Origin of the sequence: Nocardia brasiliensis IFM 10847 (genome assembly GCF_000710915.1) — a bacterium.
In the GTDB taxonomy this organism is placed as follows: domain Bacteria; phylum Actinomycetota; class Actinomycetes; order Mycobacteriales; family Mycobacteriaceae; genus Nocardia; species Nocardia brasiliensis_A.
In genome coordinates, this window is sequence record NZ_BAUA01000117.1 from 28,273 (window position 1) to 47,423 (window position 19,151).

General features: G+C 70.0%; 1 protein-coding gene (running past one end of the window). It reads left to right on the top strand.

Features of this window, described 5'->3' with window-relative positions; translation table 11 throughout:
• On the top strand, positions 1 to 19,151 hold part of the coding region annotated (locus NBRGI_RS44210) for a non-ribosomal peptide synthase/polyketide synthase (RefSeq protein ID WP_036560730.1) (this coding region is incomplete at its 3' end). The annotated region continues 16,151 nt past the right edge of the window; 19,151 of 35,302 annotated nt are visible.

Consider the following 19,151-nt stretch of genomic DNA (forward strand, 5'->3'; position numbering starts at 1 on the left):
TTGGACCGGCAGGATTTCGGCGGAAACGGCGAAGCTGGTGGCGAACGGGTCCAGGCTGGTTCGGCCGAGTACTTCCCGCTGTCCCCGGCGCAGCTGGGTATCTGGTATGCCCAGCACGTCGACCCGCAGGTGCCGATCAACATCGCGCAGTACGTCGATCTACACGGCGTGCTCGATCTGGAGGTGTTGCGCGAAGCGCTGATCATCGCCTCGACCGAGCTGGAGTCGGGCTTCCTGCGCATCGTCGAACGTGACGGTCAGCCGTATCAGTGGGTCGACCACAGCATTCCGGATCACGACAAGATCTACTACGTAGATCTGCGCGACGAGGAAGATCCGGCCGCCGCCGCGATGGCGTGGATGCGGGCCGAGTACAGCCGCCCGGTGAACCTCACCGAGGACCGGTTGATGCGCATCGCCGGCCTGCAACTGGCCGACGACCACTGGTACTGGTACCTGCGCGCGCACCACATTTCGCTCGACGGCTTCGCCGCCATGACCAACGTGAACCGCATCGCCGAGGTCTACACGGCGATGGTGAACGGCGACGAGATCAAGCCGGCCAAGGCCACCGATCTGCGCACGCTCTACGACCAGGAAATGGCCTACCGGGACAGCACCCGGTTCGTCTCGGACAAGGAGTACTGGGCCGAGAAGGTCAAGGGCCTGGAGGAGGGCACCAGCCTGGTCGGCCGCTCGGCCGAGCCCGCGGCGATCAACGGCATCGCCAGCGCGCTGCTGTCGGACGAGCAGACCGCGCTGTTCGAAGCCGCGGCGGCACGCCACGACTCGATGCCCGCGGGCCTGTTGCTCGCCGGTTTCGCCACCTATCTCGCGCAGTGGACCGGCTCCGAGGACGTCATCCTGAGCTTGCCGGTGACCGCGCGTACCACCGCCGCGATGCGGCGTTCCGGTGGTGTGTCGTCCAACATCGTGCCGCTGCGCCTGCGGGTCGGCTACGAGACCACCGTCGCCGACCTGCTGCAGCAGGTGGCCGTGACGGTGGCGGGCACGCTGCGCCATCAGCGGTACCGGCACGAGGACATTCGCCGTGATTCGGCGGGCGATGGTGTAGTGACCACGGAATTCTTCGGTCCGTGGGTCAACATCATGCTGTTCCAGGATCAGATCCGGATGGGCTCGATGGTCGGCACCATGAGCGTGCTGTCCACCGGCAGCATCGAGGATCTCGGCGTCAACTTCTACCAGTCCGAGGCGGGCGCCCGCGCGCGGATCGACTTCGAGACCAACCCGAACCTCTACACCGAAGCCGAAGCGCGCCGCCATCATTCGCGGTTCCTCGAGTTCTTCGAGCGGTTCCTCGCCGCGGAGGCCGACACCGCGGTCTGGTCGCTGGTGTCGACCACCGACGACGAGCGGCAGCTGACCCTGGTCGAGTGGAACGACGCCGAGCAGCAGGTGCCCGACACCACGCTGACCGCGCTGCTCGACGCGCAGATGCCGGTGGCGCCGGACAACATCGCCCTCGATTTCGAGGGCGCGACGCTGACCTACGCCGAGTTCGACGCGCGGGTCAACCGCTTGGCACGCTTCCTGATCGCCGACGGTGTCGGCCCGGAATCCCTTGTCGCGCTGGGCATGCGCCGCTCTCTGGAGCTGGTCGTCGGCATGCACGCGGTGCTGAAGGCCGGTGGCGCGTACGTGCCGATCGATCCGGATCATCCGGCCGATCGCACCGCCTACATCCTCGACAGCGCGGCACCGGTCTGCGTGCTGACGCTGACCGCCGACGAACTCGAGTTACCGGAGTCGGTGCGGCAGGTGCCGATCGACACCCTCGACGTGTCGGCGTATTCGGCCGCGCCGATCACCGACGCGGAGCGGCTCGCCCCGCTGCGGCCGGGTAACACCGCCTACGTCATCTACACCTCGGGCTCGACCGGTCGCCCGAAGGGCGTCGCGGTCACCCATCACGCGATCGTCAACCAGCAGCTGTGGATGCTCGACGAGTACCGGCTGTCCGCGGACGACGTGTACCTGCAGAAGACGGCCACCACCTTCGACGTGTCGCTGTGGGGCTACTTCCTGCCCCTGCTGGTCGGCGCGAAGCTGGTGATCGCGAGCCCGGACGGGCATCGTGACCCGCTCTACGTCGCGGACATGATCGAGCGGCACGGCGTCACCGTGACCGACTTCGTGCCGTCCATGCTCACCGTGTTCGTCGCGCACGCGACCGCGGCGCAATGCGCCACGCTGCGTGCGGTTTTCGTGATCGGCGAGGCGCTGCCGCCGGAGACCGCCGCGGGTTTCCGCGCGATCACCCGCGCCGGCCTGCACAACCTGTACGGCCCGACCGAGGCCGCGGTCTCGGTGACCTACTGGGAGGCGACCGCCGCCGACACGGTGACCGTGCCGATCGGCATCCCGGAGTGGAATGTCGCTGTCTACGTGCTGGATTCGCGGCTGCGTCCGGCCGCCATCGGGGCGCCGGGCGAGCTGTACCTGGGCGGGCGTCAGCTCGCGCGCGGGTATCGCGGCCGTCCGGACCTGACCTCGGACCGCTTCGTCGCCAACCCGTTCTCGGCCACCGGTGAGCGCATGTACCGCACCGGCGACCTGGTCCGCTGGAACGACGCGGGCACGCTGGAATACATCGGCCGCACCGACTTCCAGGTGAAGTTCCGTGGCCAGCGCATCGAGCTCGGCGAAATCGAGACCGATCTGCTCGCGCATCCGGCGGTGAGCCAGGCCGTCGTGCTGGTGATGGACACCGCCACCGGTCAGCAATTGGTCGCGTATGTCGTTCCCGCGCCGGGCCATTCGATCGATCCGGTCGAGCTCACCAGGTTCGCGGGCGAGAAGCTGCCCAGTTACATGGTGCCCGCCTCGATCATGGTGCTGGACGCCTTCCCGCTCAACACCAGCGGCAAGCTGGACCGTAAAGCGTTGCCGGAGCCGGTGTTCAGCGCCGACGCGGCCGACTTCCGGGCTCCGCGCACCCAGGCCGAGCAGATCGTCGCGGGCATCTTCGCCGACGTGCTCAGCCAGGAGCGCATCGGTATCGACGACAACTTCTTCGACCTGGGCGGCAACTCGCTGGTCGCGACTCAGGTGGTGTCGCGGATCGGCGCGGCGTTCGGCACCCAGCTCGGGGTGCGCGCCCTGTTCGAGACGCCGACCGTCGCCGGTATCGCGCTGCGCATGGAGAACGCGTCCCCGACCGAGGGGGCGCGGCCGCCGCTGGTCGCGCAGCAGCTGCCCGAACGGGTGCCGTTGTCGCTGGCACAGCAGCGGATGTGGTTCATCAACCAGTTCGACTCGACCGTGCCGGCCTACAACCTGCCGTTCGTGGTCCGCTTGCGCGGTCAGGTCGATCTGGACGCGCTGCACGCCGCGCTGACCGACGTGCTGGAGCGCCAGCAGTCGCTGCGCACGATCTTCCCCGAGTCCGGCGACGGCGGGTACCAGCAGGTGCTGCCGGTCGACCAGGTCGATCTCGGCATCGCGATCGAGCCGATCGACGAAGCCGAATTGCACGGCGCGCTCACCGGATTCGCCGCCACCGGCTTCGACGTCTCGCGCGAGCTGCCGATCCGGGTGCGGGTGTACGCGGTGACCGGCGGCCGCGAGAACGGGGCCGCCGATTACGCGGTCGCGTTCGTCGTGCACCACATCGCCGCCGACGGTTTCTCGTTCGGTCCGCTCGCGCGCGATATCGCCGCCGCCTACCTGGCACGTTCGGCCGGGCAGGCACCGAGTTGGACGCCGCTGCCGGTGCAGTACCAGGACTTCAGCGTCTGGCAGCGTGAGCTGCTCGGCGCCGAATCCGATCCGGGCTCCATGGCTTCGCGCGAAATCGCTTACTGGCGCAGGGCTTTGGCCGGCCTGCCGGATCAGCTGGATCTGCCGACCGACCGTCCCCGTCCGCCGGTGCAGAGCTTCAGCGGTGGCCGGGTCGGCTTCCAGATCGATGCCGAACTGCACCAGCGCCTTTCGGCGTTGGCGCGGGCGCAGGGCGTCAGCCTGTTCATGGTCATGCACGCCTCGCTGGCGGTGCTGCTGGCCCGGTTGTCGGGCACCACCGACATCGCGATCGGCACCCCGGTCGCCGGGCGCGGCGAGCAGGCGCTCGACGACCTGATCGGCATGTTCGTCAACACCCTCGTGCTGCGTTCGGAGGTCGACGGCGCCGAGCCGTTCACCGAGTTCCTCGCCCGCACGCGCGAAACCGACCTGGCCGCTTTCGCTTTCGCGGATGTGCCGTTCGAGCGGTTGGTCGAGGTGCTGAACCCGACCCGCTCGCAGGCGCGCCATCCGCTGTTCCAGGTGATGCTCTCGTTCCAGGAAATGTCGCACGCGACACTGGAACTGCCCGGACTCTCGGTCACCGCCGACGAGCTCGAGGTCGACATCGCCAAGTTCGACCTGCAGTGGACCGTCACCGAAGAGCGTGGCGCGAACGGCGAACCCGCGGGCATGGCGGCCGTGGTGTCCTTCGCCACCGATCTGTTCGACGCCGCGACGGTCACCGAGTTCGGTCGCCGCTACCTGCGGGTGCTCGAGGCCGCGGTCGCCGCGCCGGACACCGCGGTGCGCGATATCGAGATCCTCGACGACGCCGAGCGCGCCACCGTGCTCACCGAGTGGAACCGGACCGCGCACGAACTGCCCGCCGCCACCGTGCTGGACCTGTTCGAGGAGCAGGTGCGGCAGCGGCCGCAGGACATCGCCGTGGTGTTCGACGGCGGCACCCGCAGCGCGGGTGAGTTCGGCCCGCAGGTCGAGCTCTCCTATGCCGAGTTCTCGGCACGCGTGAATCGCTTGGCGCGCAAGCTGATCGCCGAAGGCGTCGGCCCGGAGTCGTTGGTCGCGGTCGGCATCCGCCGTTCGGTGGACATGCTGATCGCCATCTACGCCACCATGACCGCGGGCGGCGGCTACGTGCCGATCGACCCCGATCATCCGGCCGAGCGCACCGAGTACGTGCTGGCCAACTCGGCGCCGGTATGCGTGCTGACCACCCTGTCCGACGACGTGCGCGCCGAGGGCTGCCCGGTGCTCGCGCTGGACACCTTGGATCTGAGCGAGTTCAGCGACGCGCCGATCACCGACGCGCAGCGCCGCGCGCCGCTGCGCCCGTCCAACGCCGCATACGTGCTCTACACCTCCGGATCCACCGGCCGGCCCAAGGGCGTGGCGGTCAGCCATGCCAGCGTGCTCAACCAGATCGCCTGGATCACCGGCGAATACCGCATCGGCCCCGGCGATGTGATCCTGCAGAAGACCCCGGTCACCTTCGACGTGTCGGTGTGGGAGCTGTTCGGCACGCTCGCCGTCGGCGCCCGGATGCTCATCGCCGCGCCGGACGGCCACCGCGACCCGATGTACCTCTCCGAGATCATCGGCCGCCACCAGGTGAGCATGACCTCGTTCGTGCCGTCGATGCTCTCGGTGTTCGCCGGGGCCGCCTCGACCGCCGAATGCGCTTCGCTGCGTGCGGTGCTCGTCGCCGGTGAAGCCCTGCCCCCGGCCACGGTCACCGCGTTCCGGCAGTTCTCCACCGCCGCGATGCACAACCTGTACGGCCCCACCGAGTTCACCGTGCACGCCACCGCCTGGCATCTCAACGAGGTGGCCCCGGCTTCGGTGCCGATCGGCCGCCCGGTGTGGAACGCGCAGACCTACGTACTCGACGGCGGTCTGGCACCGGTGCCCGTCGGTGTGCCCGGCGAGCTGTACCTCGGCGGTGCGCAGGTGGCGCGGGGCTATCACGGCCGCCCCGACCTGAGCGCGGAACGCTTCGTCGCCGACCCCTTCGGTCCGCCCGGTGCGCGCCTGTACCGCACCGGCGACCTGGTCCGCTGGGTCGAGCCGCGGGATCCGGAGGTCGGCGGCGCCGGCGTGCTGGAGTACATCGGCCGCACCGACTTCCAGGTGAAGTTCCGCGGGCAGCGCATCGAGCTCGGCGAGATCGAGGCCGCGCTGCTCGACCACCCGGCCGTCGGCCAGGCGGTCGTGCTCGTGCTGGACACTGTCGCGGGCGACCAGCTGGTCGCCTACGTGGTGACGCCCGCGGGTCCGGTCGATATCGACAACATCAAGAACGCGCTGCATCGCACGCTGCCCGCCTACATGGTGCCGTCGGCGATCGTGGTGCTGGAAGCGTTGCCGCTCAACCCCTCCGGCAAGCTCGATCGCAAGGCGTTGCCCGCCCCGGTCTTCGAGGTGCGCGAATTCCGTGCGCCGACCACGCCGATCGAAGAGATCGTCGCGCAGATCTTCGGCGAGGTGCTCGGCATCAACCGGGTCGGCGTCGACGACGACTTCTTCGAGCTGGGCGGCAACTCGCTGATCGCCACCCAGGTCGCTTCTCGCCTCGGCATCGCGCTCGACACCAGGGTGCCGGTGCGCATGCTGTTCGAGGCGTCCACCGTCGCCGCGCTCGCGGCCCGGGTGGAGTCGCACGCCGGCGACGGCGCGCGCAAGGCGCTGGTCGCCCGGGTGCGGCCGGAGGAGGTGCCGCTGTCGCTGGCACAGCAGCGGATGTGGTTCCTCAACCGGTTCGACACCGAGTCGGCGGTCAACAACATCCCGGTCGCCATCCGGCTCTCCGGCGATCTCGATGTGGCCGCGCTGCAGGTCGCGGTCATCGACGTGATCGACCGGCACGAGTCGCTGCGCACCGTGTTCCCGGAGACCAAGACCGGGCCGGTGCAGGTGGTGCTGGACGCGGCGCAGATCGTGCCCGACCTGACCCCGGTGCCGGTCACCGAGCACAACCTGATCGACCACCTGGTCGAGCTGGCCTCCATGGCCTTCGACGTGACCAACGAAGTGCCGTTGCACGCAAGGCTTTTCGAGATCAGCGAGACCGAGTACGTGCTCGGCATGGTGGTACACCACATCTCCGCCGACGGCTGGTCGATGGGCCCGCTGGCCCGCGACGTCATGGTGGCCTACGCGGCGCGCACCTCGTGGGAGGCCCCGGCCTGGTCGGCGCTGCCCGTGCAGTACGCGGACTACGCGCTGTGGCAGCGCGAGGTGCTCGGCTCCGAGGACGACCCGAGTTCGTTGATCGCCAACCAGATTCGGTACTGGACGCGTGAACTCGCGGATCTGCCGGACGAATTGGTGCTGCCCTCGGATCGGCCGCGCCCGGCCGCCGCCTCGTATCGCGGCGGCACCTACCCGTTCGTGATCTCCGGCGAGACCCAGCGTGCGCTGGTCGAGCTGGGCCGCAGGCACAACGCCTCGCTGTTCATGGTCATGCACAGTGCGCTGGCCGTGCTGCTGGCCCGGGCCAGTGGCACCGGCGACATCGCCATCGGCACGCCGGTGGCGGGCCGCGGCGAGGCCGCGCTGGACGACCTGATCGGCATGTTCGTCAATACGCTCGTGCTGCGCACTCAGGTGAACGGCGCGGCGAGCTTCGCGGACCTGCTCGCGCACGCCCGCGAGACCGATCTGCACGCCTTCGCGCATGCCGACGTGCCGTTCGAGCGGCTGGTCGAGGTGCTCAACCCGGCGCGTTCGCAGGCCCGGCACCCGCTGTTCCAGGTGATGCTGACCTTCCAGAACACCCGGCAGGCCAGCCTGGAGCTGCCCGGTCTCTCGGTCAACGGCATCGACTACGACGCCCGCCTCGCCAAGTTCGACCTGCAGCTCACCCTGCAGGAGACCACGAACGAGCTCGGCGAAGCGGCCGGTATGTCGGCCGAGTTCTCCTATGCCCTAGACCTTTTCGACGAGGCGACGGTCGCCGCGTTCGCGCGCAGACTGGATCGCGTGCTCGCCGCCGTCACCGCGGACCCGCACGTCGCGATCGGCGATATCGATCTGCTCGCGCCCGAGGAGCACGCGCGGGTGCTGGTCGATTGGAACGACACCGCCCAGCCGGTGCCGGCCGAGACGCTGGTCTCGCTGTTCGACGCGCAGGCGGCGGCGACCCCGGACGCGGTGGCCCTGGTCTTCGACGAAGAACGGCTCACCTATCGCGAGTTGCAGGTGCGGGCCAACCGGATCGCGCGGCAGCTGATCAAGGCCGGTGTCGGACCGGAATCGCTTGTCGCACTGTCGATCCGGCGCTCCAACGAACTGGTCGTCGCGATGTACGCGGTGCTGCAGACGGGTGCGGCGTATGTGCCGCTCGATCCGGACCAGCCCGCCGACCGGATCAACCACATCGTGGACACCGCGCGGCCGCGGATGATCCTCTACCGCTCCGCCGACGGCTTCGGCATCGACCTGCAGCGCGAGGTCCCGGTCATCGCGATCGAGGGCATCGAGGGCGTGCCCGGCATGGCCGCGTCGAGCGGCGCGCCGATCACCGACGCGGAACGCACCCGCGCGCTGCGGCCGGAGAACACCGCGTATGTGATCTTCACCTCGGGTTCGACCGGTCGTCCGAAGGGCGTGGCGGTCAGTCACGCCGCGATCGTCAACCGGCTGCTGTGGATGCAGCACGAGTACCCGATCGGTCCCGACGACGCGGTGCTGCAGAAGACGCCCGCCACCTTCGACGTCTCGGTCTGGGAGTTCTTCTGGCCGTTGCAGACCGGTGCGCGCCTGGTCGTCGCGAAGCCGGACGGCCACCGCGACCCGGTATATCTCGCGCAGATCATCGCCGAGCAGGGCATCAGCACGGCGCACTTCGTGCCGTCGATGCTGTCGGTGTTCGTGTCCACCCTCGGCAACGAGAGCGGCGACGCGGACGGCTACCCCTCGTCGCGGCTGCGGCAGGTGTTCGCCTCCGGCGAGGCGCTGCCCGCGCCGACCGCGGCGCGGCTGCGCGAGCTGACCGGCGCGCGCCTGCACAACCTCTACGGTCCCACCGAGGCCGCCGTCGACGTCACGTACCACGAAGTGACGCAGGCGGATACGGTCTCCGTCCCGATCGGCCGCCCGGTGTGGAACACCCGGGTGTTCGTGCTCGACGCCCGGTTGCATCCGGTCGCACCGGGTGTCGCGGGTGAGCTCTATCTCGCGGGTGATCAGCTCGCGGTGGGCTACCTCGGCCGCCCGGACCTGACCTCGGATCGGTTCGTGGCCAATCCGTACGGCACCGCGGGTGCGCGGATGTATCGCACCGGCGACCTGGTCACCTGGACCGCGGACGGTGAGCTGGAGTACTTGGGCCGCACCGACTTCCAGGTGAAGCTGCGCGGTCTGCGCATCGAGCTCGGCGACATCGAGGCCGCGCTGCTGGCCCAGCCCGGCGTCGCACAGTCGGTCGTGGTGGTGCGCGCCGACGCGCACGCCGGCGACCAGCTGGTGGGTTACGTTGTCGCCGCGGCGGATACGGTGCTCGACACCGATGCGATCAAGGTGGCGCTTGGCGGGCTGCTGCCCGGCTACATGGTGCCTGCCGCGATCGTGGTGCTGGACACGTTCCCCGTGAACGCCAGCGGCAAGCTCGATCGCAAGCTGCTGCCCGCTCCGGTGTTCGAGGCCAAGCAGTTCCGCGCCCCCGCGACCCCGATCGAGGAGATCGTGGCGGAGGTCTTCGCCGAGCTGCTCGGCGTGGCGCGGGTCGGCGTGGACGACGATTTCTTCGAACTCGGCGGCAACTCGCTGGTCGCCACCCAGGTGGTCGCGCGGCTGAGCGCGGCGCTGGACACCGAGGTCGGGGTGCGCGCGCTGTTCGAGGCGCCGACCGTGGCCGCGCTGGCCGCGCGGGTGGAATCGCGTGCGGGCAGCGGTGCCCGGCAGGCGCTGACGGCGCAGGTCCGGCCCGAGTTCCCGCCGCTGTCGCTGGCTCAGCAGCGGATGTGGTTCCTCAACCGCTTCGACGCGGACTCCGCCGCCAACAACATCCCGGCCGCGGTGCGCCTGGAGGGCGCGCTGGATCTGGACGCGTTGCGCGGTGCGATCGCCGATGTGGTCGCACGGCACGAATCGCTGCGCACCATCTACCCGTCCCAGGACGGTGTCGCCTATCAGCGGGTGCTGCCCGCGACCCGGGCGATCCCGGATCTCGAGGTCTTCCCGGTCGCCGAGGGTCAATTGCTCGGCGCCATGTACGAATTCGTCGAGCGCGGCTTCGACGTGACCGCCGAGCCGCCGGTGCGGCTGCGGGCCTACCAGCTCGCCTCCGGCACTCAGGACCGCGGCGAGCAGGGCGCCAACACGGCGGACTACGTGCTCGTCGTGGTGGTGCATCACATTGCCGCGGACGGCTTCTCGATGCGGCCGCTGGTCCGCGACCTGATGACCGCCTATGTGGCGCGCACCTCGGCGTCCGAGCCGGGCTGGCCGCCGCTCGCGGTCCAGTACGTGGATTTCGCGCTGTGGCAACGGGAAACACTCGGTTCCGAGGACGACCCGACCTCGCTGATCTCCGAACAGCTCGACTACTGGCGCGGCGCGCTGGCCGGGCTGCCCGACGAACTGCGGCTGGCCGGGCGACCGCGTCCCGCGGTCGCGTCGTATCAGGCCGGGACGCACCGCTTCCGGGTGCCGGGCGCGCTGATCGACGAGCTGAACCGGGTCGCGCACGAGCACGGCACCACGCTGTTCATGGTGGTGCACAGCGCGTTCGCGGCGTTGCTGGCCCGGCTCTCCGGTTCCGACGACATCGCCATCGGCATCCCGGTGGCCGGTCGTGGCGAGCAGGCCCTCGACGACCTGGTCGGCATGTTCGTCAACACCCTGGTGTTGCGCGCGCAGGTGGACACCGACGCGCCCTTCGCCGAACTGCTGGCGCAGGTGCGCGAGCGCGATCTGCAAGCCTTCGCGCACGCGGATGTGCCGTTCGAGCGGTTGGTCGAGGTACTCAACCCGGCCCGTTCGCAGGCGCGGCATCCGCTGTTCCAGGTGATGCTGTCGTTCCAGAACCTGGGGCGCGCGTCGTTGGAGTTGCCCGGCCTGACCGTGTCCGAGCTGGGCATCGACCAGCCGACCGCGAAGTTCGACCTGCAGCTGACGCTGAGCGAGGTCCAGGGCGGCGAGGCGGCGATGGACGCCGAACTCCTCTACGCCACCGACCTTTTCGACGGCGTGTTCGCCAACACCTTCGCCGAGCGTTTCCTCCGGGTCCTCGGCGGTGTCGCGGCCGAACCGACCGCGGCGGTGGGCGATATCGAGCTGCTGGACGCGGCCGAACGCGCGCTGGTGGTCGAGCAGTGGAACGACACCGAATTCGCGGTGGACGCGGCACTGACCTCGCCGGTCGGCGACGCCGCCGCGACGCTGGTCTCGCTGTTCGAAGCCCAGGTCGCGCGGGCGCCGGAAGCAGACGCGGTCACCTTCGAGGGGACAAGTCTGTCCTACGCCGAGTTCGCTGCCCGGGTGCACCGCCTGGCGCGTTGGCTCAAGCAGAACGGCGTCGGCCCCGAATCGTATGTGGCCCTCGGCATGCGCCGGTCCATCGATCTCGTCGTCGGCATGTACGCGGTGAACGCGGCGGGTGGTGCGTACGTGCCGCTCGATCCGGATCATCCGGCCGAGCGCACCGACTACATCCTGGAGACGGCGCGCCCGGTGTGCGTGCTGACCTCCGGCACCGACCTGGCCACCTCGGCGTCGCGGCAGGTGCGCATCGATCAGCTGGACCTGTCCGAGTTCTCGGACGCGCCGCTGACCGACGCGGACCGGCACAAGCCGCTGCGCCCGGCCAACACCGCCTATGTGATCTTCACGTCGGGCTCGACCGGCCGGCCCAAGGGCGTCGCGGTCTCGCACGCGGCCATCGTCAACCGCCTGGTCTGGATGCACGCCGAATACGGCCTCGCCGCCTACGACGTGGTGTTGCAGAAGACGCCCGCCACCTTCGACGTGTCGGTGTGGGAGTTCTTCTGGCCCTTGCAGGTCGGCGCGCGGCTGGTGGTCGCCAAGCCGGACGGCCATCGCGATCCCGCCTACCTGGCCCGTCTGATCATCGAGGAGCGGGTCACCACGGCGCACTTCGTGCCGTCGATGCTCGCGGTGTTCGTCGCCGAGGAGCGGGCGGCCGAATGTGTCAGCCTGCGTAACGTTTTCGCCTCCGGTGAGGCGTTGCCCGCGGTGACCGCACAGCGCCTGCGCGCGCTCACCGGCGCCCGGCTGCACAACCTGTACGGCCCGACCGAGGCCGCGGTCGACGTCACCTTCCACGAGGTGACCGAGGCCGACACCAGCTCGGTGCCGATCGGCGCGCCGGTGTTCAACACCCAGGTGTACGTGCTGGATTCGCGCCTGCGCCCGGTTCCGGTCGGCGTGCCCGGCGAGCTGTACCTGGCCGGCGCGCAGTTGGCGCACGGCTATGTGGCCCGCCCGGACCTGACCACCGAGCGGTTCATCGCGAATCCGTTCGGCACCGCCGAGCGCATGTACCGCACCGGCGACCTGGTCTCCTGGACCGCGGACGGTGAGCTGGAGTACTTGGGCCGCACCGACTTCCAGGTGAAGCTGCGCGGTCTGCGGATCGAGCTCGGCGAGATCGAGAACGCGCTCACCGCACTGGAATCCGTCGCGCAGGCGGTGGTGCTGGTGCGTACCGACGAGCGCACCGGTGACCAGCTGGTGGCCTATCTGGTCGCCGACCCGGACCGCGCGGTCGACGTGGACGAGATCAAGGGTGAGCTCGGCCGGCAGTTGCCCGCGTACATGGTGCCGACGGCCTACGTGGAACTCGACGAGTTCCCGCTGAACCCGTCCGGCAAGCTGGATCGCAAGGCCCTGCCCGAACCGACCTTCGCGGCCACGGTGTTCCGCGCCCCGGCGACGCCGGTACAGGAGATCGTGGCCACGACCTTCGCCGAGGTGCTCGGCGTGGAGCGGGTCGGCCTGGACGACGACTTCTTCTCCCTCGGTGGCAACTCGCTGGTCGCCACCCAGGTGGCGGCGCGCCTCGGCGCGGCGCTGGACACCCAGATCCCGGTGCGCGTGCTGTTCGAGGCCTCGCAGGTCGCCGCGCTCGCCGCGCGCGTGGAATCGGCTGCGGGACAGGGCGGCCGGGCGCCGCTGGTGCCGCAGGAGCGCAGTGCTCTGGTGCCGCTGTCGCTGGCCCAGCAGCGGATGTGGTTCCTCAACCGGTTCGACAACCGCACCGCGGTGAACAACATCCCGGTGGCCATCCGGCTCACCGGCGAGCTCGACCTGGACGCGCTCAACGCCGCCATCGGCGACGTGCTGGCCAGGCACGAGGCGCTGCGCACCGTGTACCCGGAGCTGGAAGGCACCGGCTACCAGCAGATCCTGCCGGTCTCCGAGGTGTCGTTCACGGTGGCGCCGGAACCGGTGACCGCAGACGAATTGCCCTCGCGCATCGTCGAATTGGCGAGCGTGCACTTCGATGTGACCCGCGAGATCTCGTTCCGGGCGAGTCTGCTCGGCCTGGACGAGCGCAACCACGTCGTAGTGCTGGTCATGCATCACATCAGCGCCGACGGATTCTCGCTGCGGCCGCTGCTGCGCGACGTGGTGCTCGCCTACAGCGAGCGCACCCGCGGGGAAACGCCCGCCTGGGCGCCGTTGGACGTGCAGTACGCCGACTACGCGCTGTGGCAGCGCGGCGTGCTCGGCGTGGAGAGCGATCCGGAATCGGTCGCGGCCGAGCAGATCGCCTACTGGGTCGAGCAGCTGCGCGATCTGCCCGATCAGTTGGAGCTGCCCGCCGACCGCCCGCGTCCGGAGATCGCCTCCAACGCCGGTGGCACCCATAGCTTCTCGGTCGACGCCGAGCTGCACACCGCCCTGGCCGAGCTGGCCCGCAAGCGCGGCGTCACGCTGTTCATGGTGGTGCACGCCGCGCTGGCCGCGTGGGCGGGCAGGCTGTCCAACAGCAGCGATATCGCCATCGGTACGCCGATCGCCGGACGCGGGGAGCGCGCGCTCGACGACCTCGTCGGCATGTTCGTGAACACCCTGGTGCTGCGCAGTGCGGTCGATCCGGCCGCGCCGTTCAGCGAGCTGCTCGAGCAGGTGCGCCGCACCGATCTGGCCGCGTTCGCCAACGCCGACGTGCCGTTCGAGCGGTTGGTCGATGTGATCAGCCCGACTCGTTCGCAGGCGCATCACCCGCTGTTCCAGGTGGCGCTGACCTTCGAGGCCGCCTCGGCGGCCGACATGGGCACCGTGGCACTGCCCGGCCTCGATCTCGACGTGGTCGAATTCGACCCGGGGACCGCGAAGTTCGATGTGCAGCTGACCGTCGGCGAGACCGCGGACGGCGCGTTGGCGATGTCCTGGAACTACGCCACAGAACTGTTCGATCCCGAGACGGTCGCCGCGTTCGCCGACCGCCTGGTGCGGGTGCTGCACGCGGTGGCCGACGATCCCGAGATCGCCGTCGGCGATATCGACCTGCTCGGCGAGGCCGAGCGCCTCGACGTGTCGCAGCGCTGGGTGTCCTCCGGCACCGACGGCGGTCTGTTCACCGCGCCGGGGACCACCCTGGTGACGGTGTTCGACGCGGCGGTCGCCGCGCATCCGAACCGCACGGCGGCCCGCTTCGGGGTCGAGACGCTGACCTACGCCGAGCTGGACCGGCGCGCGAATGTGCTGGCGCGCAGGCTGATCGCGGACGGTGCCGGACCCGAGTCGCTGGTCGCGGTGATCCTGCCGCGTTCGCTCGATCTGGTCGTCGCGCTGGTCGCGGTGGTCAAGACCGGTGCGGGTTACGTGCCGGTCGACCCGACCTACCCGGCCGAGCGCATCGCCTACGTGCTCGAGGATTCGCAGCCGACGAGCGTGATCCTGGATTCCACGGTGCCGGTGACGGTGCCCGCGCACCTGCCGAGCGTGGTGCTCGACGGCTTCGCGGTGGAGACCGGCAACGTCGAGGACGCCGACGACGCGCCGATCACCGACGCCGATCGCAACGCCGCGCTCTCGCCCGATCACGTCGCCTACGTCATCTACACCTCGGGTTCGACCGGACGGCCGAAGGGCGTCGCGGTCGCGCATCGAAACGTGGTGCGGCTGTTCGCCAATACCGATCGTGACTTCGGCTTCGGTCCCGACGACGTGTGGACGCTGTTCCACTCCTACGCCTTCGACTTCTCGGTGTGGGAGCTGTGGGGTCCGCTGCTGTTCGGCGGCACCCTCGTGGTGGTCGACTACTACACCTCGCGCTCGCCCGAGCAGTTCCTGGAACTGCTGCGCGCGGAACGGGTCACGGTGCTCAACCAGACGCCGTCGGCCTTCTACCAACTGGCCGAGGCGGATCGCAACGCGGCGCCCGACGCCGCGCCGCTCGCCCTGCGCTACGTGGTGTTCGGTGGCGAGGCGCTGGAACTGCGCAGGCTCGCCGACTGGGTGGCGCGCCACGGCGCGGGACCCGACGGTCGCTCGGTGAGTTCGCCCGCCGACGGCCCGCTGCTGGTCAACATGTACGGCATCACCGAGACCACGGTGCACGTCTCCTACCGCGCGCTCGACGCCGCGACCATCGCGGCCGCCTCCGGCAGCGTGGTGGGCCGGGCCATCGCGGGCCTGCGGGTCTACGTGCTCGACAACCGGCTGCGGCCGGTCCCGGTCGGTGTCGCGGGCGAAATGTATGTGGCGGGACCGCAATTGGCCCGCGGCTACCTCGGCCGTCCCGATCTGACCGCGACCCGGTTCGTGGCGAACCCGCTGGCCGGCGCCGACGCGGCCGGCTCGCGGCTGTACCGCTCCGGTGACCTCGCGCGCTGGAACCGCTTCGGTGAGCTCGAATACCTGGGCCGCGCCGACGATCAGGTGAAGGTCCGCGGTTTCCGCATCGAACTCGGCGAGATCGAGTCCGCCATCCTGGCCCAGCCGGGCATCGCGCAGGCGGCGGTCATCGTGCGCGAGGACCAGCCGGGCGACCAGCGGATCGTGGCCTATGTGGTCGCCGAGCCCGACGCGGTGCCGCAGCTCGACCAGGTGCGCGACGGCGCCGCCGAGCGGCTGCCGTCCTACATGGTGCCCTCGGCGATGGTTCGGCTCGAGTGGATTCCGTTGACGGTCAACGGAAAGCTCGACCGCCGGGCGTTGCCCGCGCCCGCGGTGCAGGCCCGCGCCTTCCGCGCGCCGGTCACTCCGGTGCAGGAGGCCGTGGCCGCGGTGTTCGCCGAGGTGCTCGACCTGCCCCGGGTCGGTGTCGACGACGACTTCTTCGATCTCGGCGGCAACTCGCTCATCGCCACCAGGGTGGTCTCCCGGATCGGCGCCGCGCTCGGCACCACCGTGGCGGTGCGCGCGCTGTTCGAGGCGCCCACCGTGGAAGCCCTTGCGGCGCGGGTGGAATCGCACGCCGACGGCGCCGCGCGCGCCCGTCTGGTGGCCCGGCCTCGTTCCGCCGACGAACTGGTGCCGCTGTCCTACGCGCAGCAGCGCATGTGGTTCCTGAACAAGTACGACACCGCCTCGGCGGCCTACAACCTGCCGGTCGCCATCCGGTTGACCGGTGCGCTGGACGTGGCCGCGCTGCGGCTCGCGGTGGCCGACGTGGTGCGCAGGCACGAGTCGCTGCGCACCCGCTATCCGGAGCACGGCGGCACCCCCGTCCAGGTGATCGTGCCCGCCGAGGAGATCGCGCTCGACCTGCACCCGGTGCCGGTGGATCCGGCCGAGCTGGCCGCGGTGGTGACCGACTTCGTCACTACCGGATTCGATGTGGCCGAACAGGTTCCGCTGCGCACCCGGCTGTACCGGGCCGGTGCGGACGAGCATGTGCTCGTCGTCGTGGTGCACCACATCGCGGCGGACGGTTTCTCGATCGGCCCGCTGACCCGGGACGTGATGATCGCCTACTCGGCCCGCACCCAGGACAGCGCGCCCGGCTGGGCGCCGCTGGCGGTGCAGTACGCCGACTTCGCCGTCTGGCAGCGCGAAGTGCTCGGCGGCGAGGACGATCCGGAATCGCTGATGTCGCGCCAGGTGGCGCACTGGCAGCGCGCGCTCGACGGCGTACCGGACGAGCTGACCCTGCCCGCCGACCGCCCGCGTCCGGCGATCGCCTCGCTGCGCGGTGCGACGCTGCACCGCGAGCTGCCCGCCGAGCTGGTCGGCGCGCTGGAAGACATTGCGCGCCAACGTGGTGCGTCGCTGTTCATGGTGATGCACAGCGCGCTGGCGGTGCTGCTGTCGCGCCTGTCCGGCACCGACGACATCGCCGTCGGCACCCCGATCGCCGGTCGTGGCGAGCAGGCCCTCGACGACCTGGTCGGCATGTTCGTCAACACCTTGGTGCTGCGCACCGGCGTGGACGCCACCGCCTCGTTCAGCGAGCTGGTGGACCAGGTGCGGCGCACCGACCTGGACGCGTACGGCAACGCCGACGTGCCGTTCGAGCGGCTCGTCGAGCTGCTCGCGCCGCAGCGTTCGCAGGCCCGTAATCCGTTGTTCCAGGTGATGCTCGCGTTCCAGAACCTGGACCGCACTTCGCTGGAACTGCCGGGCCTTTCGGTCTCCGCGCTCGATCTCGACGAGAGTGTGGCGCGTTTCGATCTGCAGTTCACCCTGTCCGAGATCGGTGAATCCGGTTCGGCGGGTATGGCTTTGGCGCTCACCTACGCCACCGACCTGTTCGACGAGTCGACCGCGGCCGATATCGCCCAGCGCTGGCAGCGGGTGCTCGAGGCCATCGCCGCCGATCCGTCGATCACGGTCGGCGCGATCGACGTGCTCGACCCGGCCGAACGGTCCGGTCTGACCGCCCGTTTCGGCGCGGCCGCCACCCCGGCGCGCACGCTGCCCGACCTGATCGCCGAGGCGGCCGCTATCGATCCGGCCGCGCCCGCGGTCGTGTTCCAGGGGCGCAGTGTGTCCTACGGTGAGCTCGACGAACGCTCGAACCGCCTGGCGCGCTTGCTGATCGAGCGCGGACTCGGCACCGAGGACCTGGTCGCCGTCGCGGTGCCGCGGTCGGACGACTCCTACTTCGCCGAATGGGCCGTGGCCAAGTCCGGCGCCGCCTTCGTGCCGATCGACCCGACCTACCCGGCGGATCGCATCGCGCACATGGTCACCGATTCGGGTTCCCCGGTCGGCCTGACCGTCACGTCGGTGCGCGCGGACCTGCCGGATTCGGTCGAATGGCTGGTGCTCGACGAACTGGACCTGTCCGGTGTCGACGCGGCCGCGATCACCGACGCCGACCGGGTGCGTCCGATCAGCCCGGCACATCCGGCCTACGTCATCTACACCTCCGGCTCCACCGGCGTGCCCAAGGGCGTCGTGGTCACCCACGCCGGCCTGGCCAACTTCCGCGACGAGCAGAACGCTCGCTACGCGGTCGATTCCGATACGCGCGCACTGCATTTCGCGTCGCCGAGCTTCGACGCCTCGATCCTCGAGTTCCTGCTCGCGATCGGCCGCGGCGGTGCGCTGGTGGTCTGCCCGCCGGGTGTGTACGGCGGCGAGGAGCTGTCCGAACTGATCCGCGCCGAGCGGGTCACGCACGCGTTCATCACCCCGTCGGTGCTCGCCTCGCTCGACCCGGCGGCGCTGGCAGGCATGCGGGTGATCGTGGCGGGCGGCGAGGCGGTCCCGGCCGACCTGGTCACCAAGTGGGGCGGCGCGGCGGACGGTTCCGGACGTCGCTTCCACAACGGTTACGGTCCGACCGAGACCACGATCATGACCAACATCAGCGACGCGCTGACCCCGGGCGACCGGGTCACCATCGGTGGCCCGACCCGCGGCATGCAGTCGTTGATCCTGGACGCCCAGCTCCGGCCCGTTCCGGTGGGTGTCGCAGGTGAGCTCTATCTGTCGGGCATCCAGCTCGCCCGCGGCTACCACGCACGGGCCGGGCTTTCGGCGGAGCGTTTCGTGGCGAACCCGTATGTCGCGGGTGCGCGGATGTACCGCACCGGCGACGTGGTGCGCTGGACCAGGACAGGCGAGGTCGAGTACGTCGGCCGTTCCGACTTCCAGGTCAAGGTGCGCGGTTTCCGCATCGAGCTCGGCGAGATCGACGCGGCGCTGGCCGCGCACGAGTCCGTCGACTTCGCGGTCACCCTCGGGCACAAGAACGCCGCCGGAGCGACCTCGCTGGTTTCGTATGTCGTTGCGGCACCGGGTCGTTCGATCGATGTCGCGACGTTGACCGCGCAGGTCGAGGATCGCCTGCCCGCCTACATGGTGCCGTCGTCGATCATGGTGATCGATCGCGTGCCGCTCACCCCGGTCGGCAAGCTCGACCGAAAGGCTTTGCCGGAGCCGGTGTTCGCGACCGAGGTCGTGTTCCGCGCGCCGCGCACGCCGGTCGAGCAGACCATCGCCGAGGTGTTCGCCGAGGTGCT